The 26,320-nt window shown below is 69.6% G+C and carries 21 protein-coding genes and 1 pseudogene; 9 read left to right on the top strand and 13 right to left on the bottom strand.

Annotated features, from left to right (window positions below):
* Complete coding sequence (locus ACZ6YG_RS03340) at positions 1-678, bottom strand: hypothetical protein (protein WP_466017089.1); 678 nt, start codon at positions 676-678, stop codon at positions 1-3.
* A 233-nt stretch (positions 679-911) separates the two neighbouring features.
* On the opposite strand from ACZ6YG_RS03340, the gene ACZ6YG_RS03335 reads away from it, so the two are divergent.
* Positions 912-1,256 carry a carboxymuconolactone decarboxylase family protein gene (locus ACZ6YG_RS03335; RefSeq protein ID WP_148030513.1) on the top strand — a complete coding sequence of 115 codons (345 nt, stop codon included), beginning with the start codon at positions 912-914 and terminating at the stop codon, positions 1,254-1,256.
* On the opposite strand, the gene ACZ6YG_RS03330 is transcribed toward ACZ6YG_RS03335, so the two are convergent.
* Positions 1,216-2,412: a PQQ-dependent sugar dehydrogenase gene (locus ACZ6YG_RS03330; protein WP_466017088.1), complete on the bottom strand. Its 1,197-nt coding sequence runs from the start codon at positions 2,410-2,412 to the stop codon at positions 1,216-1,218. The genes ACZ6YG_RS03335 and ACZ6YG_RS03330 overlap by 41 nt on opposite strands.
* Before the next feature lie 403 nt (positions 2,413-2,815).
* Here ACZ6YG_RS03330 and ACZ6YG_RS03325 point away from each other — a divergent pair, with 403 nt between their 5' ends.
* Positions 2,816-3,568, top strand: a complete 753-nt coding sequence (locus ACZ6YG_RS03325) for an SDR family NAD(P)-dependent oxidoreductase (protein WP_219545359.1) — start codon at positions 2,816-2,818, stop codon at positions 3,566-3,568.
* 111 nt (positions 3,569-3,679) lie between these two features.
* Here ACZ6YG_RS03325 and ACZ6YG_RS03320 read toward each other — a convergent pair whose 3' ends face one another.
* Positions 3,680-4,900 carry an ABC transporter ATP-binding protein gene (locus ACZ6YG_RS03320; RefSeq protein WP_148030511.1) on the bottom strand — a complete coding sequence of 407 codons (1,221 nt, stop codon included), beginning with the start codon at positions 4,898-4,900 and terminating at the stop codon, positions 3,680-3,682.
* Between the two features lie 167 nt (positions 4,901-5,067).
* Between ACZ6YG_RS03320 and ACZ6YG_RS03315 the strand changes: the two genes are divergently transcribed.
* A complete protein-coding gene (locus ACZ6YG_RS03315) occupies positions 5,068-6,150 on the top strand; it encodes a LacI family DNA-binding transcriptional regulator (protein ID WP_466017087.1) in 1,083 nt (360 codons plus the stop codon).
* Here ACZ6YG_RS03315 and ACZ6YG_RS03310 read toward each other — a convergent pair.
* Together ACZ6YG_RS03310 and ACZ6YG_RS03305 are read right to left on the bottom strand one after the other, a co-directional pair.
* Complete coding sequence (locus ACZ6YG_RS03310; protein ID WP_466017086.1) at positions 6,140-8,047, bottom strand: S41 family peptidase; 1,908 nt, start codon at positions 8,045-8,047, stop codon at positions 6,140-6,142. The genes ACZ6YG_RS03315 and ACZ6YG_RS03310 overlap by 11 nt on opposite strands.
* 112 nt (positions 8,048-8,159) lie before the next feature.
* Positions 8,160-8,645 (bottom strand): glutathione peroxidase, encoded by a 486-nt coding sequence (locus tag ACZ6YG_RS03305; RefSeq protein WP_219545355.1) that lies wholly within the window; start codon positions 8,643-8,645, stop codon positions 8,160-8,162.
* A gap of 311 nt (positions 8,646-8,956) precedes the next feature.
* Between ACZ6YG_RS03305 and ACZ6YG_RS03300 the strand changes: the two are divergent.
* Together ACZ6YG_RS03300 and ACZ6YG_RS03295 are read left to right on the top strand one after the other, a co-directional pair.
* A pseudogene (locus ACZ6YG_RS03300) lies at positions 8,957-9,247 on the top strand (aggregation-promoting factor C-terminal-like domain-containing protein); the annotation flags it as partial.
* Positions 9,248-9,588: 341 nt separating this feature from the next.
* Positions 9,589-10,065, top strand: a complete 477-nt coding sequence (locus tag ACZ6YG_RS03295; protein ID WP_308248949.1) for an aggregation-promoting factor C-terminal-like domain-containing protein — start codon at positions 9,589-9,591, stop codon at positions 10,063-10,065.
* A gap of 25 nt (positions 10,066-10,090) precedes the next feature.
* Here the strand turns inward: ACZ6YG_RS03295 and ACZ6YG_RS03290 are convergent, their stop codons facing one another.
* Complete coding sequence (locus tag ACZ6YG_RS03290) at positions 10,091-10,738, bottom strand: TetR/AcrR family transcriptional regulator C-terminal domain-containing protein (RefSeq protein WP_148030507.1); 648 nt, start codon at positions 10,736-10,738, stop codon at positions 10,091-10,093.
* Between the two features lie 83 nt (positions 10,739-10,821).
* Between ACZ6YG_RS03290 and ACZ6YG_RS03285 the strand changes: the two genes are divergently transcribed.
* Complete coding sequence (locus ACZ6YG_RS03285; RefSeq protein ID WP_466017085.1) at positions 10,822-11,937, top strand: ferritin-like domain-containing protein; 1,116 nt, start codon at positions 10,822-10,824, stop codon at positions 11,935-11,937.
* A 37-nt stretch (positions 11,938-11,974) separates the two neighbouring features.
* On the opposite strand, the gene ACZ6YG_RS03280 is transcribed toward ACZ6YG_RS03285, so the two are convergent.
* The 4 genes from ACZ6YG_RS03280 to fxsA form a co-directional block, all read right to left on the bottom strand.
* Positions 11,975-13,894 carry a tetratricopeptide repeat protein gene (locus ACZ6YG_RS03280; protein WP_148030505.1) on the bottom strand — a complete coding sequence of 640 codons (1,920 nt, stop codon included), beginning with the start codon at positions 13,892-13,894 and terminating at the stop codon, positions 11,975-11,977.
* 162 nt (positions 13,895-14,056) lie between these two features.
* Positions 14,057-16,126: a tetratricopeptide repeat protein gene (locus tag ACZ6YG_RS03275; RefSeq protein WP_397197515.1), complete on the bottom strand. Its 2,070-nt coding sequence runs from the start codon at positions 16,124-16,126 to the stop codon at positions 14,057-14,059.
* Positions 16,119-16,511, bottom strand: a complete 393-nt coding sequence (locus tag ACZ6YG_RS03270; protein WP_148030503.1) for a hypothetical protein — start codon at positions 16,509-16,511, stop codon at positions 16,119-16,121. The genes ACZ6YG_RS03275 and ACZ6YG_RS03270 overlap by 8 nt, the downstream gene beginning before the upstream one ends.
* Before the next feature lie 205 nt (positions 16,512-16,716).
* Positions 16,717-16,866: an FxSxx-COOH cyclophane-containing RiPP peptide gene (gene fxsA / locus ACZ6YG_RS03265; protein ID WP_148030502.1), complete on the bottom strand. Its 150-nt coding sequence runs from the start codon at positions 16,864-16,866 to the stop codon at positions 16,717-16,719.
* Between the two features lie 143 nt (positions 16,867-17,009).
* Between fxsA and fxsT the strand changes: the two genes are divergently transcribed.
* A complete protein-coding gene (fxsT, locus tag ACZ6YG_RS03260) occupies positions 17,010-19,538 on the top strand; it encodes an FxSxx-COOH system tetratricopeptide repeat protein (RefSeq protein WP_466017084.1) in 2,529 nt (842 codons plus the stop codon).
* 7 nt (positions 19,539-19,545) lie between these two features.
* On the opposite strand, the gene ACZ6YG_RS03255 is transcribed toward fxsT, so the two are convergent.
* The 3 genes from ACZ6YG_RS03255 to ACZ6YG_RS03245 form a co-directional block, all read right to left on the bottom strand.
* Positions 19,546-20,811, bottom strand: coding sequence for an HEXXH motif domain-containing protein (locus ACZ6YG_RS03255; protein ID WP_466017083.1), 1,266 nt, complete (start codon positions 20,809-20,811; stop codon positions 19,546-19,548).
* Entirely contained in the window at positions 20,808-22,037 is a 1,230-nt protein-coding gene (locus tag ACZ6YG_RS03250) for an FxsB family cyclophane-forming radical SAM/SPASM peptide maturase (RefSeq protein ID WP_271274897.1), read from the bottom strand. Before ACZ6YG_RS03250 ends, ACZ6YG_RS03255 begins: the two co-directional genes overlap by 4 nt.
* A gap of 123 nt (positions 22,038-22,160) precedes the next feature.
* Positions 22,161-22,640, bottom strand: coding sequence for a nucleoside deaminase (locus ACZ6YG_RS03245; RefSeq protein WP_187281058.1), 480 nt, complete (start codon positions 22,638-22,640; stop codon positions 22,161-22,163).
* A 57-nt stretch (positions 22,641-22,697) separates the two neighbouring features.
* Between ACZ6YG_RS03245 and ACZ6YG_RS03240 the strand changes: the two genes are divergently transcribed.
* On the top strand, positions 22,698-24,479 hold the full coding sequence (locus tag ACZ6YG_RS03240; protein ID WP_397197520.1) for an ABC transporter ATP-binding protein: 1,782 nt from the start codon (positions 22,698-22,700) through the stop codon (positions 24,477-24,479).
* On the top strand, positions 24,476-26,299 hold the full coding sequence (locus ACZ6YG_RS03235; protein WP_187281057.1) for an ABC transporter ATP-binding protein: 1,824 nt from the start codon (positions 24,476-24,478) through the stop codon (positions 26,297-26,299). Before ACZ6YG_RS03240 ends, ACZ6YG_RS03235 begins: the two co-directional genes overlap by 4 nt.
* Positions 26,300-26,320: the final 21 nt, after the last annotated feature.

Here is a 26,320-nt window from a genome sequence, read left to right as displayed (position 1 = left end):
TCATCCGGGCAGCCTGAGCAGGTTGAAGGAACCCGCGATCTGGTCGAACTCGGCGGCGCGCCGGGTGAAGCAGGTCGCCTCGCACGCGAGGAACATCACCGACAGGCTCGTTCCCTGGCCGTCGAGGATGACCGTCTGGTCGAACGTCTGGATCTCGCCGCCGATCCGGTAGTTGTAGCGGACCCGGACCCCCCTGGCCCCGTCGCCGAGGGTGAGCTCCCTGTCCATGAGCGGCTCGAAGTGGCTGAACGCCGGCGCTCGCCCCGCCCGCAGCACGGACATCAGGTACGCCGTGCGCGTCTGCTCGGTCACCGGCAGGAGGAAGTCGCGCATCCGGTTGAGCGAGATCTCGTTGCGCTGCCCGTCGGTCAGCTTGCGCACGGTCACGTACACGAACGGGTACCGCGAGCCGAACAGGTGCTCCACGGCGGGCCGGGCCGCCTGGTCGTAGGCCGTCGACCAGACCTGTTGCCTGCGCAACCGCGCCGCCGCCGAGCTCGGGTGGTCGTCCGACAGCAGCCGTTCGAGCGGGGACGCGTCGAGCCGGGAGAAGGAGGACGGCACCTTGAAGTAGGTGGTGCCGTCCCGGTCGCGCACGTAGTGGAACTCGGGTTGCCCGCAAGCGGACATGGTCGCCGCCGCGGCGATGAGCGCGATCCACGCCCGCGTCGTCTTCACCAGGGATTACCTCCGCATGACGAGGCACCGCAGTTGTTGTGCCCGTTTTCTCCCGACTGAGCCGTGCGCGGCATGAGAAATCTTGACCAAAACTTGGCCGTGCGTTGGTCTCACTTGTTACAGATCAACAGGTCTTCCTGTCGTCCAGGTCTGACTTCCGGCCGGGCCTCTTGGTCATCGCGCGGTGGGTGGCCGAAGATGAAGCCACCCCCCTCACGCGACCGGAGCGCACGATGACAGAACCGGCCGGACCGGCCACGGAGATCGTCGACTCGTACGGGATGACGGCGGAGCGCGCCTTCGCCGACCTCTGGTCGCGGGAGACGCTCACCCTCAGAGAACGCCGCCTGCTCCTGCTCGGCCTGCTCGTCGGGCAGGGCATCGACGACCAGGTGGAGCTGCAGCTCGACGCGGCGCTGCGCACGGGCGACCTGGACGAGGCCGAGCTGCGGGAGCTCGTCGTCTTCCTCACCCACTACGCGGGCTGGACGCGGGGGACCCGGCTCGGCAAGCAGGTCGAGGACCTGATCGAGCTGGTCAGGCGGGATCGATCCGGTAGACGGGGCCGGCCAGGCTGAGCGCGTACAGCTCGCCGTCGTGGTCCTCGCCGAACGAGGACAGCTGCTCCACCTCGCCCACGCGCCGGTCGCGTGCCGGCTCGTCGACGGGCGCCGCCCTGATCCACCCCGCGCAGAAGTCGCCGTAGAGGAACTGGCCGCGCAGCCACGGGATCTTCGCGCCGTGGTAGACGAATCCGGCGATCACCGAGCAGTTGCCGCCCTCGTTCAGCGGGTAGACGATCACCGGGTCGGTCAGCTTCCCGGCCGGGCCCTGGCGGAAGCGTTCCCTGCCCTCACGCAGGTTCCAGCCGTAGTTCTCGCCGCCTTCGGAGCCGGCCGGCTGGTAGTCGACCTCCTCCCACGCGTTCTGGCCGACGTCGCCGATCCACAGGTCGCCGTTGGCCCGGTCGAAGCCGAACCGCCACGGGTTGCGCAGCCCGTAGGCCCAGATCTCGGTCCGCGCGCCCTCCTTGCCGACGAACGGGTTGTCCTCCGGCACCGCGTAGGGTTTCCCGCCGCGCGGGTCGATGCGCAGGATCTTGCCCAGCAGCGTGCCCAGGTCCTGGCCGTTGCCCTCCGGGTCGCCACCGCCGCCGCCGTCGCCGAGCGCGATGTAGAGGTAGCCGTCGGGGCCGAAGGCGAGCTGGCCGCCGTTGTGGTTGGCGAACGGCTGCTCCTGCGTCAGCACGTCACGCCTGCGGGTGGCGCGGGCGCCGTCGTAGGCCCATTCGGTGACGTGGGTGGTGCCGGCCTTGTCGGTCCAGTCGAGGTAGAGCCAGCGGCCGGACGGGTGGAAGGCGACGCCGAGCAGGCCCTGCTCGTTGCCGCCGCTCACCTCTCCGGACAGGTCTACGATGGTGTCGCCGTCGGTGGTGCGCAACCTGCCGCCCTGCTCGGCCACGTACAGCCGCCGATCCCCGCTCCGGACGGCGAACGCCACCGGCCGCTCCAGCTCGGCGATCCGCGTGAACCGCAGCCCGCCCTGCGCGGGCGTACTCGCCGCGGGCGAACCGGACCGACTCGCCGCCTCCGCGTCGGCCGGAACGGACGCGGACGGACTCACCGCCTCCGCGTCGGCCGGAACGGACGCGGACGGCGGGACGGGGGTTCCTTCCGGCGGCGCGGCGGAGCAGCCGGTCAGGACGACGGCGAGCACGGCCACAGCGAGGCGCACGCCGCCCATCCTCGCACGCCCCAACCGCCCTCACCACCGCCCGACGCCACCACCCCGCCCCAACCGCGCTCTTCGCCACCGCCGCGCCGTCCCCGCGCGCTCTTCGCGACCCGGCGCCACTACCCACGTGATGCGGAGGGTACGTGGCCTCCCGCTTCTCCATCGCGAGCAGCCCGAACCCGGTCAGGCTCCGCGACCCGGACTTGCACCCCCTCCCCACTCCGTTTTCCGGAGCTACGGCGGGCTGAGCGGGCCGTAAGGCACGCATGACGGCGCCCAGCCCGAGGGGGTTCCCGAAAAAGGTTGTCGATGTTGATTCTCCGGTCGCCGCCGGTCCGCCGCGAACGAACCGGAACGATCGGCTCCAGCGATCGCGCACCCCCGCCGCGTTAGGGTTCTTGGCATGCCTACCGCATTGATCACCGGCGCCACGGCCGGCATCGGCGCCGCCTTCGCCCGCCGGCTGGCAGCCGACGGTTTCACCCTGGTCCTGGTGGCGCGCGACGAGCGGCGGCTCGGCGAGGCCGCCGCTCAGCTGGAGCTGAGGTACGGGGTCGCGGTCGAGGTCCTGCCCGCCGACCTGGCGACCGACGACGGCCTGGCCCTGGTGGAGGCGCGCTGCCGTGCCGGGGTCGATCTGCTGGTCAACAACGCCGGGTTCGCGCAGCGGCACGACTTCCTCGACACGCCGGTGGAGGACGAGCTGCGGATGCTCAAGGTCCACTGCGAGGCGGTGCTGCGGCTGACCCTGGCGGCGCTGCCGGGGATGCGCAAGCGCGGCAAGGGCGCGGTGGTCAACGTCGGTTCGGTGGCGGGCTTCTTCACCCGCGGCACCTACAGCGCGTCCAAGGCCTGGGTGGCCAACTTCAGCGAGTCCGCCGCGGCCGAGATCAGCGAGCCCGGCGTCAAGGTCATGGCGCTCTGCCCGGGTTTCGTGCGGACGGAGTTCCACCAGCGCGCCTCGATCGACATGTCCGGCATGCCGGGGTTCATGTGGCTGGACGCCGACAAGCTCGTCGCCGAGGCGCTGCGCGATCTGGCGCTGGGCAAGTGGGTCTCGGTGCCTTCCCTGCGCTACAAGGCGGTCGTCGCGGTCGGCAGGTTCGTGCCGCGCCGCCTGGTCGCGGAGGTCTCCGCCCGCATCGGCCGCCGTTGACGGACCCGGGAAACGGGTCGGGCCCTCTTCGCGGGAGGGGGTCGCGATGAGGGCCCGGACGGCCGCGGGCGGGCCCGCGGCCGGGAATCGGTAGCCGGAGTACGGCTGCGGTCAGCGGCCGACGTTGGCCGGGTGGCCGACGGCCAGGCCGGAGGCCGGGTCGAAGAAGTGCAGGTTGTGCGTGTCGACGACCAGGTCGATGGTCTGGCCGTGACGCACGTGGCTGCGGGCGTTGACCCGGGCGGTCCACAGCGACTTGTCGCCGGCCAGCGGCAGCGTGGCCTCCTCGTCGTCGCCGGTGTCGGCCGCGGCCACGGTGTCCTTGTGCTCCACCGGCGGGGCGTCGATCAGGAACAGCACGTTGATCTCGGAGCCGAGCTCCTCGGTGACCTCCGCCTTGGCGGACAGCGTCGCCCAGCCGTTGTCGGCGTGGGCGCCGGCGGAGGCGGCGTCCTCGAAGTCGGACGGGCGGATGCCGAGGATGAGCTTCTTGCCGATGTACTGGTCGAGGCCGGGCTTCTCGGTGAACGTGGACTCGGGGATCGGCAGCTTGTAGCCGGCGAAGGCCACGGCGGCGCCGCCGTCGCGGACCAGCTCGGCGTTGACGAAGTTCATCGACGGCGAGCCCATGAATCCGGCGACGAACAGGTTGACCGGCTTGTCGAAGAGGTTCTGCGGGGTGTCGACCTGCTGGAGCAGACCGTCGCGGAGCACGCAGACGCGGTCGCCGAGGGTCATGGCCTCGACCTGGTCGTGGGTGACGTAGACGGTGGTGACGCCGAGGCGCTCGTGCATCTGGTTGAGCGAGGCGCGCATGGAGACGCGGAGCTTGGCGTCGAGGTTGGACAGCGGCTCGTCCATGAGGAAGGCCTGCGGCTCGCGGACGATGGCGCGGCCCATGGCGACACGCTGGCGCTGACCACCGGACAGGGCGGCCGGCTTGCGCTTGAGGTAGGTCTCGAGGCCGAGCATCTTGGCCGCGTCCTGGACCCGCTGCTGGATCTCGGCCTTGGGCATCTTGCGCAGCTTGAGGCCGAAGGCGAGGTTCTCCTCGACCGTCATGTGCGGGTAGAGCGCGTAGTTCTGGAAGACCATCGCGATGTCGCGGTCCTTCGGCGGCAGGTGGTTGACCACCTTGTCGCCGATGGCGATCTCGCCGCCGCTGATGTCCTCGAGGCCGGCGATCATCCGGAGGGCGGTCGACTTGCCGCAACCGGAGGGGCCGACCAGCACCATGAACTCGCCATCCTTGATCTCAAGGTTGAGCCCGTTCACAGCCTTGACGCCACCGGCGTAGATCTTGTCGACGTTGGTCAAAACGATGGATGCCATGACAGTCCTTCGCGCAGGGCGATGGCCCCGATAGATGTTGCGTATGTGGATACGTTTTCAAGCATCTCATCGTGAAACGGATATCCCTGTCAAGGGTCCCCCTATGAACAGCCATCCCGGGACCGGCGGTCTTCCGGAAATCGGGAAAGCATGATGGAATCGTTTCCATGGATAAGCGGGCGACGATCAAGGACGTGGCCGAGGCCGCGGGAGTGGGCATCGCCACCGTGTCCCGGGTGCTGTCAGGCGGCTCGGCCAGCCCTCAGACCAGGGAGCGGGTGCTGGCGGTCGCGGCCCAGCTCGACTACCGCCCCAGCGCCGTCGGCCGCAACCTGCGCCAGCGCCGCACGGGCGGGCTCGGGCTGCTGGTCCCCGACCTGACCGACACGTTCTTCGGCCAGCTCGCCGAGGGGGCGCTCGCGTACGCGCGCTCGGCCGGCGAGCCGGTCGTGCTGGGCTCCACCGGCGACGACCCGGAGCAGGAGTCGGAGATGATCGGCATGCTGCTGGAGCAGAGCGTGGACCGGGTGGTCGCGGTGCCGTCCGGCGACGCCGAGACCTGGCAGCCGGCCCTCAGGGCGGGCATGACGGTGGTCTTCGCCGACCGCCTGCCGGTCGAGGGCGCCGATCCGGCCGGCGAGGGCCCCGACCGCGACCTCATGCTCCTCGACGGACTGCCGCCGGCCCGGCCGTCGCGCCCGCTGGACGTGCCCGCGGTCCTCGCCGACGACCGGTCGGGCATCCGTACGGCGGTGCGCTACCTGAGAGGGCTCGGCCACCGGCGCATCGCCTATCTCGGCGGTCCTGGGCACGACCGGCGGGCGGAGGCGTTCCGCGAGGCGGTGGGGGCGTCGGCGGACGAGGAGCTGATCGTGTTCGCCACCGGGAGCCGCGACTCCGCCTACGCGGCCGCCTCCGGCCTGTTCCAGAGCCGTCCGGACCTGTCGGCGGTGGTGGCCGGGGGCAACGTGCTCGGCGAGGCCGCCGTCCTCGCCGCCCGCGAGCTCGATCTGCGGGTGCCGAGGGACGTGTCGCTCGTGATGTACGACGACGTCCCCTGGGCGGAGCTCTGCTCGCCTCCCTTGACGGTGATCGCCCAGCCGGGGCGCGACATCGGCTACCGGGCGGCCGAGCTCGTCCTGCGCACGGGCGCCCGCCGCCCGCGCACGGTGGTGCTGCCCACGGAGCTGATCGTCCGGGGCAGCTGCGGCCCGTACCCCGGCCGGCCCGGCGCCGGGGTCAGGGCCTGAGGGTGCGGGCGGCGACGAGCCGCCCGGACTGGAAGCCCTCCACGCGGACGACCTGCGCGGCGGCGAGGCCGGGGACGGTCACGGTGACCGTCTCCTGGGTCAGGTCCACGGTGAGCCGCGGCCTGCCGTCCAGGTAGACGTCCGCCCGGTCCAGGAGGCCGGTCCGCAGGGTCAGCTCGTCCGCCGCCCCCGCGACGCGCACGTCGAGGCGGCGGGCCGGAAGGGCCGCGAGGAGCTCGCCCGCGCGGTCGAGCAGGTCCTGGTTGCCGGCCAGGATGTCCCGGCGGGTCAGGCGGTGGCGGTGGCCTGGCCGTACGCCGAGGTCCTCGACGGGCGTACCGGCCAGCTCGTGGACGCGCAGCGTGCGGCGGACCGACACGCGCATGCCCGCTCCGCCGGGCAGCGGCCGGTACGGCGAGCCGGGCGCCGGGCTGGGCAGTTCGAGCAGGAGCTTGAGCAGCTCGTGCGTCCAGACGTTGGCGCCGCCCGCGCCGGTGTTGTCGTCCACGCCGAGGACGGGGCCGATCCCGTGGTCCTGGAAGCCGGCGGCGAAGATGTCCGTCGCCGAGTAGCAGCGGGCGTCGGTGATCAGCACGACCGGGCCGTGATAGCACTGGCCGATGGCGTTGGCCCCGGCCTCGGGGGTGATGGCGAAGCCGGCCGAGTGCACGGCGCCGATCTCCAGGGCCTGGTTCATGGACGGGCACCACGGCCCGAGGTCGATCTGCCCGGTCGGGTTCTCCTCGTGCTGCGCGCAGATCCGCACGTTCAGCGGCGTGGTGACGAACTGGGTCGGCTCGGGCGTGATCCGGTGCGGCGTCAGCGTCTGCAGCAGGAACTCGGCGGCGTGGATGTGCCCGCCGCCGTTGCCCCGCACGTCGACCACGAGCCCGTTCCGCGGCAGCAGGCCGGCGAGCCGGACGAACTCGCCGACGAACGCGCCGGGGTCGTTGGTGTTGAAGGTGAACACGCGGATGTGGCCGAAGGTCCCCGACGGCGTGTCCACGGCCCGCGCCTTGAAGAACGCCGGCATGGACGTCGGGAGGTCCGCTCCCGGGGCGTCGGTCCCGGTGGCGTCGACGATCTCCGCCGTGAGCGTCCGGGGGACGTACAGCATCCTGAGCGCGCGGGAGATCGCGTCCGTGCCCAGGTCCAGCCCCTGCGACACGGCGGCCTCGGTGAGCGCCCCGGCGTCGACGAACGGCGGCGGGTTGTCCGTCACCCGCCACGGCTCCTGCAGCTCGCGGGCTATCCCGTCCCGGTCCAGGTAGCCGAGCGTCACCCAGGACTCGTCGGGCGGCAGGTGGATCACCAGCGGCCGGATGGTCAGCGACTGCAGCCCGCGCGAGTGCCGCGCCGCGGGGTTGCCGCCGGCGTACCGTGCGGCGTTGGCGTCCACCGCGGCGCCGATCGGGGTCCCGTTCCAGTGGGTGACCTCGGCGCCCGGCTCCAGCCCCGGCGCCGAGAACCCCTCCACGAGCCTGGTCACCAGGTAGCGGGGTCTGCCGTCCTCGTGGCACTCCTCGATCAGGAACGGGAGGTAGGCGACCTTGCTCGCGTACGGCTGCGGAAGCAGGTAGTTCGTGTGCAGGTCGCGTACCGAGTGGAAGATCTCCGACAGCTCCGCGTGGAAGCTCGGCTCGGGGTCGGCGGTCGCGGCGGTCTGGCGGCTGAGCCTCAGGGCCAGCAGCCGGAGCCGCTGCACCGGGTTGACCGCGTACATCGCGATCTTCAGCGGGAGGTGCGCGTAGTTCTGCTCGATCAGCACCAGCGCCTGCTCCACGAGCGTGCGCCGGTCGGCGAGCGTGAGCGTGCCCGCCGTGTCCAGGAAGTCCCGCAGGTCCACGGCGTCGGCCAGCCGCTTGGCCTGCCCGGTCGCGCCCTCGCTGATCCCCATGCCGCCTCCCGGTCCGCGCGCCTGCCCGACAGGGGACAAGCTCTCAGAGCACGGCGGCGGCCGCGTCAGGAGGCGCCCCAGGGATTTCCCTAGGGCGCCTGCTCCCGAGCGGTCAGAGGACCTTCTCGATGGCGGCCAGGACCGCCGGGTCCGTCGGCACGGTGCGGGGGCGGAAGCGGGCCACCACCCGGCCGTCGCGGTCGACGAGGAACTTCTCGAAGTTCCACTGCACGTCGCCGCTCTCGCCCTCGGCGTCCGGCGCCTGCACGAGGCGCTCGTACAGGGCGTGCCGGTCGGGGCCGTTCACGTCGGCCTTGGCCAGCAGCGGGAAGTCGACCCCGTAGGTGGTGGAGCAGAACTCCTGGATCTCCTCGGCGCTCCCCGGCTCCTGCCCCATGAACTGGTTGCAGGGCATGCCGACCACGCTGAACCCGCGCGGGCCGTACTCCTGGTGGAGCTTGACGAGGTCGGTGTACTGCGGGGTGAGCCCGCACTTGGAGGCCACGTTGACGATGAGCAGGGCCTTGTCGCCGGCCACGCCGGCGAGGGTGGTGGGTTCGTCCGTCAGGGTGCGGACCGGGATCTCTCGAACGTTCATGGTCCGACCTTACGAGATGCCTGTCAGCCCCAAAACGTGACCTAATCCACATTTATCCCCCGAAGGCCCAGCAACAGGCATATATCGAAATCTTTACTGACGATCTACATTTCCATGGTCAATTCGCAGTAAAGGTGACAAGTCCGGCAGGGTGGCGCGGTCCCCGATTCCTGCGAAAGGGAACCCGAATGCCCATGCTCCGCCGTACCAGCGTCCTGCTCATGAGCGCCTCGCTCATGGTTGCGGGCGGCGCCACGGCCGCACAGGCGCAGAGCTCCCAGACGAGTGCGACCAGCACGAGCAGCAAGAACAAGTCCATGGCCAAGAAGATGGTGAACAAGCGCGGCTGGGCCGCCACCCAGTTCAGATGCCTGGTCAAGCTCTGGGAACGCGAGAGCGGCTGGAACCACCGGGCCGGCAACCGCTACTCCGGCGCCTACGGCATCCCCCAGGCGCTGCCCGCCGGCAAGATGGCCTCGCACGGGAGCGACTGGCGCACCAACCCCAGGACGCAGATCGCCTGGGGGCTGAGCTACATCAAGAAGAGGTACGGCACGCCGTGTCGCGCCTGGGGCCACTTCCAATCCCACCACTGGTACTGATCCAAACCTCAGGCTTGCGCGAGTTTCGCGGAAAGCGCCGGCCATCGAGGCGCCGGGCCGATCAATCCGGGCCCAACGAGAGCGCCCTTTATCCGCATCGATCCCGCAAACACCTGTCCTTGGCGTGTCCCGGGTTCTGACCCTGCGCGGTCGCGCGTACTAGAAACCGGCTCAGAGGACATGTCGTGGAGCCCTCCGGGCCGTCCGGCGAGAAGCCGGGCGGATCAAGGATCCCGGAGGGCCGCGCGGACCCTTCTCGTCCGAGCCACGGACGCGGACCGGCAGGGGCGCCGGGGAAGCGAGAGCGCCCGTCCGCACGCGACCCGACCGCGAGGATCGACTTGAACAGCAAGCGCACGCTACACAGCACGATCGTGACCCTGGCCGCGCTCACCGCCGCACTCGGCGGGATGGAGGTCGCGGCCACGGCCGAGACGGAGGGCGCCGACGACGCGCCCATGGTGGTCCGTACGTGGCGGACCAGCGCGGAACCGCGCGTCCCTGCCCACCGTCCGAGAAGCACCAGCAAGCGTTTCGCCCTCGACCAGGTGGTGCGCAGGTCATGGGGCCTGCGCGAGTTCCACTGCCTGGACAACCTGTGGACCAGGGAGAGCGGCTGGAACCACCGCGCCGTGAACCGTTCGTCGGGCGCCTACGGCATCCCGCAGGCGCTGCCCGGCGGCAAGATGCGGGGAGCGGGCAAGGACTGGCGGCACAACCCGAGGACCCAGATCCGCTGGGGGCTGTCCTACATCAAGGGGAGGTACGGCAAGCCGTGCGGCGCCTGGGGGCACTTCAGGTCGCACAACTGGTACTAGCCGGACGCCGGAGGGCATCCGCGGGTCACCGGGTGCCCTCCCTCCTCGCCGGGTGCACCGCGATCGCCTGGACGAACAGCTCCACCCCGAACGCGAACTCCGCCTCGTGGTCGCAGGAGCCCAGCAGCTCGGACAGCGCGCTCACCTCGGGGAACAGCTCGGGATCCACCTCCTCGGGGTCGATCGTCGAGCTGCGGCCGGGGGCGAAGGCGGGCGTCACGCCGACCTCGCGCAGCAGCGAGCCGACGATGAACGCGATGAACAGCCGCAGCACCCGCACCGCGTCGGCGCCGTCGAACCCGGCGCTGCGCAGCGTGGCCAGGGCCCGCTCGACGGGCAGCAGCCCGGCGTGGCTGTGGAGCTGGCGGCTGACGACGAGCATGGTGCAGCGCGGGTAGTGGTGGGCGATCTGGCGGAAGGCGCGCGCCTGCATGCGCACCCGGTCGGCCCAGTGGGCCTCCGGGTCGTCGGTGAACTCGATCTCGCTGAGCACGCTCTCGGCCACGCCGTCGAGCAGGGCGCCCTTGTTGGGCACGTGGTTGTAGAGCGACATCACGCCGACCCCCAGCTCGGAGGCGATGCGCCGCATGGAGACGGCGTCGGCGCCCTCGCGCTCGATCAGCTCGACCGCGGCGGCGACGATCCGGGCCCTGGACAGCGGCTGGGTGGTCACACTGCATTCTATTGACGCGCGTACAGCGTACGTGCAAGCCTCCAAGGAACGTACGGTGTACGTCACCCCCCTCCGGAGGTCCGATGTCGACCCACGAGCTCTACACCATCCCCGCAGGCCTGGCCACGTGGAACGTGGAAATGGCCGGAACCACGAAGTTCACCTGGGAGTACGACGACGGCAGGGACCGCATGCTGGCCTTGTACCAGAAGGGCAAGGACAAGCAGTGGGACTCCACCAAGCGGATCGACTGGGACCTCGAAGTCGATCCGTACGACATCCTCGGCATCCCCGACCAGACCATCGCCATCTACGGCACCCCGCTGTGGGAGCGGATGGACGACAAGCAGCGCAAGGACGTGCGGCTGCACAACGCGTCCTGGCAGTTCTCCCAGTTCCTGCACGGTGAGCAGGGCGCGATGATCTGCTCGGCCAAGATCGTGGAATCGGTCCCGGACCTCGACTCCAAGTTCTACGCGGCCACCCAGACGATGGACGAGGCCCGCCACGCCGAGACCTACGCCCGCTTCCTCCAGGAGAAGGTCGGCCTCGCCTACCCGATCAACCCGTACCTGAAGTCCCTGCTGGAGTCCACGCTGAGCGACTCCCGCTGGGACATGCCCTACCTGGGGATGCAGGTGCTGATCGAAGGTCTCGCCCTCGCGGCCTTCGGCGTGATGCGCGACATCACCACCAAGCCGCTGCCCAAGCAGATCCTCGCCTACGTCATGCAGGACGAGGCCCGGCACGTCGCCTTCGGCCGGATGGCGCTGCGCGACTACTACCGGCAGCTGTCGGAGGCCGAGCTGCGCGAGCGCGAGGACTTCGTCATCGAGGGCTGCTACCTCATGCGCGACCGCCTGCGCGGCCGGGAGACCTGGGAGAACCTCGGCCTGACCAGGGCCGAGGTGGACGAGGCCATGGTCGCGGTGGACCAGTCGGAGTACCTCCGGCTGTTCCGGTCCCTGCTGTTCAGCCGCATCGTGCCGTGCGTCAAGGACATCGGGCTGTGGAGCCCGCGGCTGCAGCAGGCGTACGCGGACATGGGCGTGCTGGAGATGGCCGGCCAGTCACTGGAGGCGCTGATGAAGCAGGACGAGGAGATCGCCGACAAACTGGACGAAGCCCGTTTCGCCGAGGAGGAGGCCGAACGGCACGCCGAGGTGACGGAGACCATCGCCATGGGCTCCGACGGCTGACCCCTCCAGGTGCTCTCCGCGTCGGTCCTGTCCGGAGTCAGGTAGCGATGAGGAGTTCGGCCTGGGCGGTCAACCGTGGTGGGAGCGGCTTGCGGCTCGCACTCTGCTGGGCGCGCCGGGCCAGACGAGCCGCTTCCAAGTCCTGCCCGGCTTTCTTCATGACGCGTGCGGTCCGCAGCAGGGTTGTGGCGTCGCTGTCCGCGTCCAGTCGTGGCAGCGCCCGGACCGCCGCGACCACGTCCCCGCTCAGCGCCAGGGCGAGCGCGTAGGCGGCGCGTGTCGAGGCCAGCTCATGAGGCCGGACCCGATCGAGATCGCGCAGCGCGGACTGAGGCGCGATGTCCGAGAGGATCTCCCCCCGGACCCGCAGCGCCTCGGCCGGGTTGTTCCCGGAGCGGAGCGCCGCGTCCAGCATGTCGACCGCGCCGCTTTCGTGCCCGATGTACCACAACGCCCAAGCCAGCTCCGTCAGGATCACGGGTTCCGGACTCCGCTTCACCGCCGCCCGCAGTTCCCTGATCGCTTCCTGGTAGGCGCCTTGATCGACCAGGATCCGGCCGATGGCGGCCAGAAAGGTGGCGACGATACGGTCGGTGCCGCGCATCGTGGCGTACATCATCGCCGCCTCGCGATAGTGCGCGATAGCCCCGTCGAAGTCATCCAGCAGGTAGGCGGCATCTCCGGCCAAGGACTCGGCACGAGCCCGTGATCTGCCATCGGCGGAGTTCCGGAGAGCCCTCTCCGCCTGCTTCGCGGCGAACTCGAACCAGCCGCGCTGCAACGCGGCTTCGATGGTCGAAACGTGGTTGGGCGGTTCCGGCTGCTGCCGCCCGAACGAGGTGCTCAAGAAAGGTCCTACGAGGCGTGCGGGCATCTCGTAGCGCCCTTTCTCCCCGCGGCGCAGGATTCGGCCTCGTGTCAGCGCCTGCGCGACCCGGGGAGGAAGGTCCTCGCCATCCGTCCCGTTCGTCACGATCGGGCGCAGCAAGGCGACCAGCTGGTCCACATCCCCGTCCAGCAGGTCCCGCGCCACCTCCTGGATGGTCCGGTCGCAGTGGTCGGCCAGCACCTTGTCCACGTCCACCAGGTCGGCGTCGCCGATGGGGGTGTCCTTCTCGTTCGTGGACTTCCAGAGTGCCTCGCAGACCAGTTGCAGGTGAGCCGGTTCCACCGTGGTGGAGCGGTCGGCCCGCAACTCGTCGACGAGCTTCTCGGCCACCCCTGGAGCGAGTTCCCGGCCGCAGCTCACAAGTGGTCGTCGGCATGCCTCCAGCGCCGCGTCCACGGCGAAGGGCTCCAGCCGGATGAACGACTCAGAGGTCATGTGCGTGCGCATCCCCTCATGGCGCTGCAGCGGCTCGAGGTGCTCATCGGCGATGACGATGAGGAGGTGGAGCGGGGGATCGCCGCTGAGCGCGTCGCTCAACTGGTCGAGGAGATGGATGTGGCCGTCAGGATGCCGGCGGTGGGCGGTGAAGAGTTCCTCGGCGTGGTCGAAGACGGCCATGACCGTTCCGCCGTCCGGGTTCCAGTGATGCCAGCGCAGGTAGGTGCTGATCGTGAGGCCGGAGAGCCGGAGAGGGTGCTCGTGCGGCGACCATGACGACATCAGCGCGAAGGCGTGTGGGTCGCTGTCGTCGAGGATGGCGGCAGCGGGTAAGACGGAGGGCCGCCGCACACTTCCCAAGGGCAGTACGTCGGAACCTGCGAGAAGAGGCAGCACACCGGCCGTCACCAGCGACGTCTTGCCCACGCCCGAGGGGCCGTGCAGGATCGTCACCCGGTGATTCCGCCACAGGTGCGCGAGAGCGGCGGCCTCGGCCTCGCGGCCGAAGAATCTCGTCGCGTCCTCCCGGCGATAGGCACTCAGGCCGACGTACGGCTCGAAGCCGCTGCCGCTGGAAGGCATTGCCACACCCGCCCGCAGATGTAATCGCACCAGTACGTCGTTCGTCATCACCGCTCATGACGAAGATCCCGCATCCGAGTTGCAGGGAGTTGCGGTGACTCAACCATACTTGGCCGGAGCACGCGAGTTGCGAAACGCGCAACCAGAAAGAGCACTCAGGCCGCATTCGATCGCCGGCCCGCGGCGGCCTCGGAGTCCCCTTACAGGTGATCACGGAATGTTGCCTTCATTCAAACCGGACAGTGCCCGAAGCGTGAGCCGGGTGTGGGGATGGTCGCTGCCCAGGACTTGCTGTTGCTGCTTCAGCAGTTGGCGGAAAAGGCGTTCGGCTTCGGCCCGGTCTCCCTGCTGCACCAACACCCTGGCGATCTCATAACGCGTGGCCAATGTCGCCGGATGCTGGGGTTCCAGCCATGCCTCTTGGTCCCGGAGCAGATCTCGGAAGCGATTCCCGGCCTCGGCGAAATCCCCCCGGCCCGCCAAGGTCCGTGCGATCTCGTACCGCGTGGCCAGCGTACGCTCGTCATCGGCGCCCAACGCCGACTCCTGGTCCCGCAGCAGCTCCTGGAGAAGATTCTCGGCCTCGGCGAACCTCTTCTGCTCCGCCACCACCACCGCGAGATCAGCCCGTATCTCCAGTGATTCCATGCTGTTGCCGTCCGACGCCGTGGACAACAACTCACGATAGATGCGATCGGCCTCGGCCAATCTGTTGACGAACTGGTACGCGCCTGCCTGTACGCGCCGCAACGGCCGCGTGACAGGGTGATCAGAACCGAGACGGGTCAGGCGTTTCAGCGCGGCCTCCGAAATCTTCACAGAGGCGTTGTACGAACCGGCCCACAGCAGCATCGTCGCGGTGACGCATGCGGTGCAGACCAGGTTCGCCAAGACGGGTTCACGAACCAGTGGGCCGGCGGCGTTCAGCATTTCTTCAAGATGGGCCCACCATTTCTGCCAGGCCGGCCAATGCGCGGGCTTGTCCACCTGTAAATCCGCGGTCGCGTGTATCAGCAGTTCGGTGGCGGCGGATACGGCACGGTCGGTTTCCACGTGGTCGAGATCCTCACGGACCGTCTCGGCGACCAGCGGATGCACCATCACCCCGGCGATCGCCTCCGCCGTCGCGCCTTCTGCCGCGGGCAGCGAGGTCTGGATCAGCCCCACCGAGAGCAGGGCTTCCAGCCCTGCCACCACGCCGGCCGGATCAGGACTGTCACAGGCCCGGCCGAGTATCTCGTGATCCAAACCGCTGACCGGGATGGGAACGGCGGGCGCGAACCAGGCCAGCACCCGCAACAGCCCTCGTGCCTGCCCCACGCCCGCGGCGTCCAGCTGAGCCAGCGACAGTTCCCATGTCCGGCCCACCACGGCACGATCGTCCACGTCGCCTGCCGTGCCGCCCAGCACGGCTGTTCCCTTGGACTCCAGGACCTGTTGGTAGCCGGAGAAGGATTGCCGCTGGGCGAACGGGGACGCCAGCTGCGATCCGGCGTGATGCAACGCGAGTGCGAGACCGCCCAGCCGCTCTGCCAGTGCTTCGGCCTCGGTGATGTCGCCGGCCCAGGGAACCAGGTCCACCAGCACCTGGCCGCCCTGCTCTTTGCTCAGCCAACCCACGGGATGGAGCTCGGCCCCACGGCCCCAGTGCCGCGGATCGCCGTCGCGCGTGCTGACCACCACCAGCCCGGACCTCGACCCGCGCACCCACCCGTTGCCGTCGCGCACCGTGCGACCGGCTGTCTCCAGCTCCGCGACGTCGTCGGCGTCGTCGATCACGAGCAGCCAGTCGCGATGGCGTTCCAACGCCTGCCACAGCACGTCGCATGCGGCCAAGCGGCCGGTACGCGCCGCGTCCACCTGCGCGTCGTCGGCTCCCAGCGCCTGCGCCAGCACCAGCAGCGAGTCGGACAGGGCCGCCGCGTCCACCGCCGAGGCCCACCAGACCGGCCGGCGGGCCTGTACCGCTATATCGGCCAATTGCAGGGCCACAGTGGATTTACCCGTGCCGCCCAGCCCCGCCAGCACGTGCACCCGGCCGTCCGGCGCCCCCAGTAACGTCCTCAGCTGCTCCAGCAGAGGTTCGCGACCCCGTACACGCTTCGGCAGGCGCCCCAGCGGAGGCCACAGCACTCCGTGCCCACCCGGGACCACCGGCGTGCCCTCGTCGGCGGAGCGGTACGTGATGTGCAGGTCACGGCCGGCACTCAGCGCATCCCGCAGTGCGGCGATACCTTGCCGCACTCTGGTTTCATCTGCTGGGAAAGGCTCGTCAGTCATCTGGCGACGGCTTCGCGTCAGGACGCTGCTGCACGGTCATGTCCCGACCTGCCGTATACGCGTCCCGGCCGGCGCGCACGTTCTGCACGACCTTCCCGGAGGAAGCAGTCTGCCGAGCCCATTCGGCCATTTCATCGGCGAACGCCCGATCGCGCTCGGCATACCAGCGCAATGCCTCGGCCAGTTCATGAAGCGCGCTTTCGTCCTCAGGTGTCGCCACGGCGCGCTCCAGCGCGTCCGCCGACCGCGGGTCCCCGCCGAAAACGATGCGAATGCGTTCCCGGATCTTCGCCACCAGGCTCAGTGCCGCGCTTTCTCCCAGCCCTTGGACCGCCCCGGTCCCCGCGACCAGAGCCACCGCACTTGCCATCGCCGCCACATCCACCTGCGCCCGCCCCTCCCCGCATCGATCGAACCAAATCTACAGATAAAGAGGCAATGGGCCGGACGAACGGCGGGAGATACACTACATACCTTTTTGTTCTCGCATTCTCGCACGACCTCTTAAATGATCCAGGCACCCACGGCACTGGTTATCGCAGGCAACAGCCGACCTCGCCGGACGGAAAGTTCGGTGATGACGGCAGGAATCAGACCGATGATTGGAAGCTGGCCACGATGACACCCTCATCGGCCAGTCGCTCCAAAACCCTGTTCAGAGCCGGTATGTCGAGCCCTTTCAACGCCTCCAGATCAATATCACTGACATCGATCAAGCCCGTCCCGTGCGTGTCAGCCATGCCGCCCCCTCTTGCCCGATTACGGCTGCCCTTAACTTCCAAAACCGTCGTCCCGGCTATGGCACCTCACTTAGAGTGTGTGACCGCCCATCGCCAAAAGCAATCATCCGAGAGAAAATCGGGCTGACAGGAGGTGTCGGTTCATGGATCAGAAGACGGCTCCAGAGGCGTCACACCAGGTACCGGCGATCTGGGGGAAGAAGATTCCGGGCCGGAACAAACACTTCACCGGCCGGGAGAATCTCCTCGACCAGTTACGCACGAGCATCATCTCCACCGCCAAGGCGGCAGTCGTGCCTCAGGCGTTGCAAGGACTGGGCGGCGTCGGGAAGACACAACTGGCGATCGAATACGTGTGGCGTTACCGCAGTTTCTACGACCTGGTCTGGTGGGTGCCGGCGGACCAGCCGATGCTCGTCCCCAGCACGATCGCGGCCCTCGCCGACCACCTCCGATTGCGCCCGGCCAACAGCGTCGGCATCGAAGAGGCCGCCGCGTCCGTCCGTGACGCGCTGCAGCGCGGCGACCCGATCGACCGGTGGCTGCTCATATTCGACAACGCGGACGAGCCGGAGGAGATCCGCGACTTCATCCCCGAAGGCGGGCCCGGGCATGTGCTGATCACGTCGCGGAACAGCCGGTGGAGCGGTGTGGCAGAAACCGTCCCCGTGGACGTCTTCTCCACCGAGGAGAGCGTGGAGTTCCTCCGCAAGCGGCTGCAGAAGGACGTTCCGCAGAAGGAGGCGGAGCACCTGGCGAGTGAGCTCGGTGACCTTCCTCTGGCCCTGGAGCAGGCCGCGGCCCTTCAAATAATGACCGGGTTGTCCACCGAGGAGTACATCGAGCAGCTCGCCCTGCAGACGAGGGAACTACTGAACCTCGGCAAGTCGACCGAATACCCGCTGTCGATGACGGCCGCCTGGCAGCTCTCAGTCAACGAGATCGAGAACCGGCTGCCCGAAGCAGCCATGGTGCTGCGCTGCCTGGCCTTCTTCGGGCCGGATCCGATCCCGCGCGCCGTCTTCCGCCGGGGAAGCAAGAGCGGCGTCAAGCGCATGGCGCCCATACTGGCGAATCCCGTCCTGGCCGCGAAAGCGTTCGGCGAGCTCAACCGGTTCGCCCTGGTGAAGATCGAGCAAGAAGCGGGGACCGTTCAGGTGCACCGCCTCGTCCAGGCCCTCCTGCGGGACTCGCTGGTGGAGCCGGAACGTGAGGAGATTCGGCACGAGGTTCATCTGCTGCTCGCGGGGGGCGCCCCTGCCGACCCCGAGGACACCGTCAACTGGCCCGACTTCGCCGATCTGGTTCCTCATGTACGCCCGGCGGGCGTTGCTCGATGCGCCGATCGCCAGGTGCAGCGATTCGCTATCGACGTCATTCGTTACCTGCACCGGGTGGCGAACTACTCCTCGGCGAAGAACTTCGCCGAGGAGTTCCGCGCGCACTGGACGGCCGCCCACGGGAAGAAGGACGAGAACGTCCTGCGGCTCTGCCGGCATCTGGGCAATGTCCTGTGGCAGATGGGAGCGTTCTCCGAGTCGCGAGCGCTGAACGAGGAAACGTTCCCCTGCATGCGCGAGGTTTTCGGCGAGGAGAACGAGGAGACGCTGCGCATCCGGCTCACCGTGGCCGCGGACCTCCGGGCCAAGGGGATGTTCAGGGAGGCGTTCGAACAGGACACCGAATCGCTGGACCTGCACACCCGGGTCTTCGGCGCTGTCGCCCCCGCCACCTTGCGGGTGCTGAACAACCTGGCACTCGACAACGTCCTGCTGAGCCGGTTCGACACCGCCCTGGATCTCGCGCAACTGGTCTTCATCGAGCAGAGCAGCGCCAGGGACGGGATCCGCATATGGGAACTGCAGAGTTCCTGGAACGGACTGGCGCGCACGGTCAGGTTGCTCGGCGACCATGCGCAGGCCTGCGACGTCGGAGAAGAAGCGTACGCCCATGGGATCAGCCAGTTGGGCATCGAGCATCCACTCACTCTCATGACCGCCCGTGACCTGTCCATCGCCCGCCGCCGGATGGGTGATGTCGAAGGCGCTCTGGAGCTCGTCGAGGAGACCTTCACCAGGATGGATAAGCTCTTCGGCCCGGACAGCCCGGAAACCATGGCCACACAGGTCGCGTTCAGCAGGGCCTTGCATCAGGCCGGACGCTCCGAAGAGGCGATGGCGCTCGCCCGGCAGGCCCTCCCCCGCTATCGCAGGATCTACGGCGACCAGCACCCCTTCACCAACGGCTGCCTGATGAATCTCGCGCTGCTCTACCAGCTCCGCGGGGATGTCATCCAGGCGAAGGAGATGGACCGGCAGGCGTACGAGAGCTTGCTCGACAGGCTGGGGCCCAATCACGGCTACGTGTTCGGCGCCACCCTCAACCTCGCCAGTGATCTGGCCGCCCTGGACGACGTCGCCGGCGCACGCGAGCTGGGCGAGGACCTCTTGGCCCAGATGCGCGCGTTCTACGGCCCCGACAACTTGCTCACGCTGGCCGCCGCCGTCAACCTCGCGCTCGACCTTCAGGCCGAGGGGAAACCGGAACAGGCGGAGACCCTGTATACGGACACGATGCGACGCTACGCGAGGTACGACCTGGGCCACCCCGAGAGAATCCACGCCGAGAGCAAGAAGCGCTTCAACTGGGACTTCGACCCCATCAGCCTCTGACGACCGATCATCCGTTACGGGCGAGCCACGCCTCCCGGTGCGCGGCCGCCTCCCTCCCGGCGGCGTCCAGCGCGGCGGGAGGGACGCTCTCCGCCATCCAGTCCGCCAGCGTGCCCCGCATCGCCGTCACGAACCGCTCGCCGGGCGAGGTGAGCCGCCCGCTGTCCAGGAGCGTCCCCGTCGCCTCGAACGCGGCCTGCCGCCAGTGCGCGAACTCGACGTGCGGCTGCGGGCCGGTCTCGTCCGCACGCTGACGCCGCCAGAAGCCCGCGACCCCGAGATGCGCGTACGTGCCCTGCAGCAGCCCCGCCAGCGGGCGGGGGTCGGGCCGCCAGGGCGCGTAGTACCTGCCGTCGTCGGGCTCCAGCAGTTCGACCGTGTCCAGCACCGCGCCGAGCTTGGCGTGCTGGACCTCGTGCGCGAACGTGGACGCCATCCAGCGCCAGTCCCGCGGCGTGGAGATCCCGATGGCGCCGAACCTGTCCCTGGCCGTGGCGCTGTTCATGCGGTAGGCCGGGCCGGTGATGGGCGTGAGCACGGAGACGATCGAGGCGGTCTCGCCGGCGAGCGTCCAGTGCCGGGCCTTCATGACCTGCCAGGAAATCCGGAGGTGCTCGCGCCAGACGTCCAGCTCGGCCGGGGGCAGCCGCCCGTCCGGCGCCTCGTCGGGAGACCAGCGGAACGGGTCCAGGTCGTCCACGCACAGGCTGAAGCCGTCCGCCGTGATGCGTCGCAGCGGAAGCCAGCCCGGTTCCTCCCGCTCTTCCGCCCGCCGTCCGGCCGTCCGCTCCGCCGCGCGTACGCGGCGTCCGCCCGCCTCCAGGGTCCCGTCGGGGTGGACGCGGAGGTCCACCAGGTCGGCCGGGTCGGCGGTCACGATCTGGCCGAGCGAGGGCAGCATGATCCGGCCGTCCGGAGCGGGCGCCTCGACCCGGGCCGGAAGCCGGGCCAGGATCGCCGCCGCCGCGGCCAGCGCGCCGAGTTGGGTGGCGGTCCCCCGCGACCGGATGACGTGCGCCGCCCAGGCGCCCACCGCCGGATGGCCCAGCACGGTCTCCACGGCCTCCGGCGCCTTCTTCTCGATCCAGGCGAGCAGGTCGTAGGCATGGCCCACGGCCGGGTGGGAGCCCGCGAGCCGGACGACGCCCAGCACGAGGAGCCGATGCTTGCTGCGCTCGGCGGCCACCAGATGGCGCGCGGCCTCCGCGCCGCCGCCACCGGCCGCCAGCCGGGCGAGGATCTCATCGGGCAACCGGTGGGGCCGCGGTCTCATGGGCGTCCCTTCGGGAGTCGGGCTCTGCGGAGATCGGCCAGGAGCCGGTCGCGGATGTGACCGATCAGCCGGTAGAGGTCGGGGCAGTAGACGGACGGGTTCAGGAAGCCGGTGCCGCGGCGGTAGCGGTGGGTGTAGAGGCCGGCCCCGCAGACCCTGCTGTACGGGCACGCCTTGCACGTGTCGCTCAGCCCTTCGAAGGCCAGTTGCCTGGCCACCACGCCGGGGTGCAGGAGCGCGTCGTCGAACGGATGGTCGACGACGTTCAGCCCGGTCGCCGGCGCGCCGTGCCGCACCGCTTTCAGCGAGTCCGTCTGCTCCATCGTCCCGTCGGTTTCGATCACGACCAGGGTGGACGGCGTGAGCCCGACCGCTTCACTGGCGGAGGCGCGGCCGAGGAGCAGGTGGATGATCTCCTGGAAGAGCCGGACGACGGTCTCCCCGCTGGCGCCGTACCAGCGGTCGAAGACGGCCACGAGCCAGTCCGCGTACGGCGTCGCGGCCGGATCCGGCACTCGGCCCGGGGGCGGCGCGTCCCAGGTGCCGTGCGGGAGGAGGAAGTCGATCACCGGCGGCTGGAAGTGCAGCAGCGCCTCGTACGTCTCGACGGGGTCGTTCGCCAGATCCACCGTGCACAGGAGGCCGTTGTAGACGTGCCGGAACTCCGGCTCCATGAGGAGGGAGAGCGCTTCGGCGACGGCCGGATAGCTGCTGCGCCCGTCCGCGTAGCGGCGGTTCCTGTCGTTGCCGCGCGGCGTGCCGTCCAGGCTCACCCCCACGTCCACGCCCTCGTCGGCGAAGGCGCGCAGCACGTCCTTGTCCAGGAGCACGCCGTTGGTCTGGACGACCGCCTCGACGCGCACGTCCGGGCCGGCCCTGTCACGGACGAGGCGGACGGCCCGTACGAGGTAGTCGGCGCCCGCGAGCAGAGGTTCGCCGCCGTGCAGGATCAGCCGGACGGAGTCGAGCCGGTGGGCCGCCGCGTGCTCGGCGATCCGGCCGGCGACGGCGCTCACCAGTTCCGGCGCCATGATCATCGGCCGGGACCGCCAGCTCTGGTCGGCGAGCGTGTAGACGTAGCAGTAGTCGCAGGCGAGGTTGCAACGGCTGTGCGCCTTGAGCAGGAATTGCCGGAAGGGGTGGGCACGCCACCCGTTTCTCAGCATTTCGGCGACGTCGAGGGTGCCGGGCCACTCCCTCCTCGGGTCTTCCACCTGGTAGGTCACCCTGGAACACCCCGCACCCGCCGGAAATATCGGAGTGATTCAAGATATTAACCGAGAAATCGAGCTATTGGGAGGAGCTGGTCGGCGGGTCATAAATGTCAGGACTTAATCACCATTAATGTATTAACGGCGTTCGTGAAAGCGGCGGTGCAGCTCCCTGACCTCTTCCGCGAGCTCGGGCGCCGGCCCCTCCACCACCGCTTCCGGCACCACCTCCCGGATCGCCAGCGTCCGCACCGGCGGCGGAGCCACCCCCAGCTCCCCCAGCCACCCCGACAGCTGCTCCGACGACGCCGCGTACACGATCCGGCCCAGCCCCACCCACCCGTGGGCGGCCGCGCACATCGGGCAGTGCTCCCCCGAGGTGTACATGGTGGCCGCCGCCCGCTCCTCCGGGCTCAGGTTGGCGGCGGCCCAGCGGGCGAGTTCGAACTCCGGGTGGCGGGTGTGGTCGCCGGTCGCGACCACGTGGTTGTGGTCCTCGCCCAGGACCGTGCCGTCCGCGCTCACCAGCACGGATCCGAAGGGCTCGTCGCCGGAGGCGAGGGCCTCGGCGGCGAGTTCGACGCATCTGCGCAGGTGACGAAGGTCTGTCTCGTTCATGAGATCCACCATGCCACGTCCGAAAATGGGTTGAGGGGCGGTACTAGCCTTAGAAGGATGCCTCCTGATACGCGCGCTCCTCGTCGTCCCCTGCTCGAAAACATCTCTCTATGGCGGTTACGGCGCTATCTCCGCCCGTATGTCGGAAAGCTCATCTTCATCTGGCTGGCCGCGATCGTCGGCATCAGTGCCAGCATCGCGTTGCCCCTGGTCGGCGAGCGGGTCGTCGACGGGCCGGTGCGCGACGGCGACAGCCGGGCGCTGCTGCTGCTCGGGTCGCTGGCGCTCGGTCTCGGCGTCCTCGAAGCGCTTCTCATCTTCCTGCGCCGGTGGGCGCAGATCGGCCCGGTGCTGGGGCTGGAGACGCGCATCCGCGACGACCTGTACGCACAGCTGCAGCGGCTGCCGATGAGGTTCCACGGCGAGTGGCAGTCGGGCCAGCTGCTGTCGCGGGCCACCACGGACCTGTCGACGATCCGCAGGTTCCTCGGCTTCGGCATGCTCTTCCTGGTCATGAACATCCTGCAGCTGATCACGGTGACCGTGCTGCTGCTCAACATGTACTGGCCGCTGGGCGTGCTGGTGGCCGTCTCTGCGGTGCCGATCGTCCTGCTGTCGATGCGGTTCGAGAAGCGCTACATCCGCATCTCCCGGCAGGTTCAGGACGAGCAGGGCGACCTGGCGACGCTGGTCGAGGAGTCGGCCATCGGCATCCGTACGATCAAGGCGTTCGGCCGCCGTCACCACGTCTTCGAGCGCTACGACGAGGCGGCGCGCAGGCTGTACGGGACGTCGATGGAGAAGGTGCGGCTGTCGGCGCGGTTCTTCACCTTCCTGGAGGTGATCCCGAACGTGACGCTGGCGATGGTGCTGCTGCTCGGCGCGCTGGCCGTGGGGCAGGGCTCGCTGACGCTGGGCGCGTTGTTCGCGTTCACCACGCTGGTGCTGCAGCTGGTGTGGCCGATCGCCAGCCTCGGCTACATCCTGGCCATGGCGCAGGAGGCGATGACCGCCGCCGACCGGGTCCTGGAGGTCCTGGACACGGTCCCGGAGATCACCGGCGGCCGGGAGCGGATCGAGCGGCCCCGCGGTCACCTGCGGTTCGAGGGGGTGGAGTTCCGCTTCCCCGGCGCCGACCGGCCGGTCCTGCACGACCTGTGGCTGGAGGTGCGGCCGGGTGAGACGGTCGCGGTGGTGGGCGCCACCGGCTCGGGCAAGACCACGCTGACCGCGCTGGTCCCGCGGCTCCTCGACGTCACCGGGGGCCGGGTCACGATCGACGGTCACGACGTGCGCGACCTGGAGCTACCCGAGTTGCGCTCCATCGTGGCGACCGCGTTCGAGGAGCCGACGCTGTTCTCCATGAGCGTGCGCGAGAACCTGACGATGGGCCGCCTGGACGCGACCGAGGAGGAGGTCGACGACGCGATCCGCACCGCGCAGGCGATGTTCGTGTACGACCTGCCGTGGGGTCTGGACACCCGGATCGGCGAGCAGGGCATGTCGTTGTCCGGCGGCCAGCGGCAGCGGCTGGCCCTGGCCAGGGCGGTGCTAAGCAGACCGAGGATCCTGGTGCTCGACGACACCCTCTCGGCGCTGGACGTGGAGACCGAGGCGCTGGTGGAGGCGGCGCTGCGGGAGGTGCTGCGCGAGGCGACCGGCATCGTGGTGGCACACCGGGCCTCCACCGTGCTGCTGGCGGACAAGGTGGCGCTGCTCGCGGGCGGCACGATCACGCACGTCGGCCGCCACCACGACCTGCTGGCCGAGGTGCCCGAATACCGGCAGCTCCTGGCCCAGGACGCCGATCTGGACCCGTCGGAAGGAGCCTTGCGTTGACATCCGCCACGACCGGCTGGCGCGGGGTCGCCTCCGAGGACCAGGACGAGCTGCCGGACAAGGTGAGCGGCCTGCTGCGGGCCCGTTCGCGCAGGCTGCTGGGCGACCTGCTGGCCCCGCACCGCAAGGGCATCATGGTGCTCACCGCGGTCATCATCGCCTCCAGCGGGGCCGGGCTGGCCATCCCCTACCTGGTGAAGGTGGGCATCGACGCGGGCATCCCGCCGATGCTGCGCGGCGAGGGCACGGGCACGCTGCTGACGGTGGTGGGCGTGATCCTGGCGGCGGCCGCCGCGCAGGCGCTCACCCGGCAGGCGTTCCTCAAGATGTCCGGCCGGATCGGTCACCAGATCCTGCTGGAGCTGCGCAGGCGGGTGTTCGACCACTTCCAGCGGCTGTCGCTGAGCTTCCACGAGAAGTACACCTCCGGCCGGGTCATCTCGCGGCTCACCTCGGACATCGAGGCGATCGCCGAGCTGCTGCAGGCCGGTTTCGACGGGCTGGTCACGGCGGTGCTGACGATGGCCGGCACCGCCGTGCTGCTGCTCGTGCTGGACGTGGAGCTGGGGCTGGTGGCGCTGGTGCCGCTGCCGATCCTGCTGCTGTTCACCCGGTGGTTCCGCCGGCAGTCCGCGATCGTCTACCGGCGCACCAGGGAGACGGTGGCGCTGGTCATCGTGCACTTCGTCGAGTCGATGACCGGCATGCGGGCGGTGCAGGCGTTCCGCCGCGAGCCGCGCAACCAGGAGATCTTCGAGCGGCTGAACGACGACTACCGCCAGGCCAACGCGCGCAGCATGAGGCTGATCGCGGTGTTCATGCCGGGCATCAAGCTGATCGGCAACCTGACGGTGGCGGCCGTGCTGTTCTACGGCGGCTGGCTGGCCTTCCACGGGGAGGTCACGGTGGGCGTGCTCACCGCGTTCCTGCTCTACCTGCGCGGCTTCTACGAGCCGATGCAGGAGATCAGCCAGTTCTACAACACGCTGCAGTCGGCCAGTGCGGCGCTGGAGAAGCTGTCGGGCGTACTGGAGGAGGAGCCGGCGGTGCCGGAGCCGCGCGCGCCGCGCCCGCTGCCGCAGGCGCGCGGCGAGGTGCGCTTCGAGGACGTACGGTTCGCGTACGTGGAGTCGATGCCGATCCTGCCCGGCCTGGACCTGGCGATCCCGGCGGGGCAGAGCGTGGCGCTGGTCGGCTCGACGGGGGCGGGCAAGACCACGCTGGCCAAGCTGATCTCCCGCTTCTACGACCCGACGGCCGGGCGGGTGCTGCTGGACGGGGCCGACCTGCGGGAGCTGGACGAGCCCACGCTGCGCCGGGCGGTGGTCATGGTGACGCAGGAGAACTTCCTGTTCAACGGGACCGTCCTGGACAACATCATGTTCGGCCGGCCGGGCGCGACCGAGCGGCAGGTGCGCGAGGCGGCGCAGGCGATCGGCGCGCACGACTTCATCGCGTCGCTGCCCGACGGCTACCACACGGACGTGGGCAAGCAGGGCGGGCGCATGTCGGCCGGCCAGCGGCAGCTGGTGGCGTTCGCGCGGGCGTTCCTGGCCGACCCGGCGGTGCTCATCCTGGACGAGGCGACCTCCAGCCTGGACGTGCCGAGCGAGCGGCTGGTGCAGCGCGCGCTGCGCACGATCCTGGCCGACCGCACGGCGCTGATCATCGCCCACCGGCTGTCGACGGTGGAGATCGCCGACCGGGTGCTCGTCATGGAGCGCGGCGAGATCGTCGAGGACGGGCCGCCGGACCGGCTGGTGGCCGCCGACGGCCGCTTCGCGGGCCTGCACCGCGCCTGGCTGGAGAGCCTCTCCTAGTGCGGCCCGCCAGGCCGCCCT

The sequence above is a fragment of the Nonomuraea sp. NPDC054003 genome (assembly GCF_055585125.1).
This window is presented reverse-complemented; position numbering and strand designations above follow the sequence as displayed.

What these genes read in the sequence shown, in the direction of transcription:
- ACZ6YG_RS03335 (WP_148030513.1), top strand. Translation starts at nt 912, where the DNA reads ATGACAGAACCGGCCGGACCGGCCACGGAGATCGTCGACTCGTACGGG.
- ACZ6YG_RS03325 (WP_219545359.1), top strand. Translation starts at nt 2,816, where the DNA reads ATGCCTACCGCATTGATCACCGGCGCCACGGCCGGCATCGGCGCCGCC.
- ACZ6YG_RS03320 (WP_148030511.1), bottom strand. Translation starts at nt 4,900, where the DNA reads ATGGCATCCATCGTTTTGACCAACGTCGACAAGATCTACGCCGGTGGC.
- ACZ6YG_RS03315 (WP_466017087.1), top strand. Translation starts at nt 5,068, where the DNA reads ATGGATAAGCGGGCGACGATCAAGGACGTGGCCGAGGCCGCGGGAGTG.
- ACZ6YG_RS03310 (WP_466017086.1), bottom strand. Translation starts at nt 8,047, where the DNA reads ATGGGGATCAGCGAGGGCGCGACCGGGCAGGCCAAGCGGCTGGCCGAC.
- ACZ6YG_RS03305 (WP_219545355.1), bottom strand. Translation starts at nt 8,645, where the DNA reads ATGAACGTTCGAGAGATCCCGGTCCGCACCCTGACGGACGAACCCACC.
- ACZ6YG_RS03285 (WP_466017085.1), top strand. Translation starts at nt 10,822, where the DNA reads ATGTCGACCCACGAGCTCTACACCATCCCCGCAGGCCTGGCCACGTGG.
- ACZ6YG_RS03280 (WP_148030505.1), bottom strand. Translation starts at nt 13,894, where the DNA reads ATGACGAACGACGTACTGGTGCGATTACATCTGCGGGCGGGTGTGGCA.
- ACZ6YG_RS03275 (WP_397197515.1), bottom strand. Translation starts at nt 16,126, where the DNA reads ATGACTGACGAGCCTTTCCCAGCAGATGAAACCAGAGTGCGGCAAGGT.
- fxsA (WP_148030502.1), bottom strand. Translation starts at nt 16,866, where the DNA reads ATGGCTGACACGCACGGGACGGGCTTGATCGATGTCAGTGATATTGAT.
- fxsT (WP_466017084.1), top strand. Translation starts at nt 17,010, where the DNA reads ATGGATCAGAAGACGGCTCCAGAGGCGTCACACCAGGTACCGGCGATC.
- ACZ6YG_RS03255 (WP_466017083.1), bottom strand. Translation starts at nt 20,811, where the DNA reads ATGAGACCGCGGCCCCACCGGTTGCCCGATGAGATCCTCGCCCGGCTG.
- ACZ6YG_RS03245 (WP_187281058.1), bottom strand. Translation starts at nt 22,640, where the DNA reads ATGAACGAGACAGACCTTCGTCACCTGCGCAGATGCGTCGAACTCGCC.
- ACZ6YG_RS03240 (WP_397197520.1), top strand. Translation starts at nt 22,698, where the DNA reads ATGCCTCCTGATACGCGCGCTCCTCGTCGTCCCCTGCTCGAAAACATC.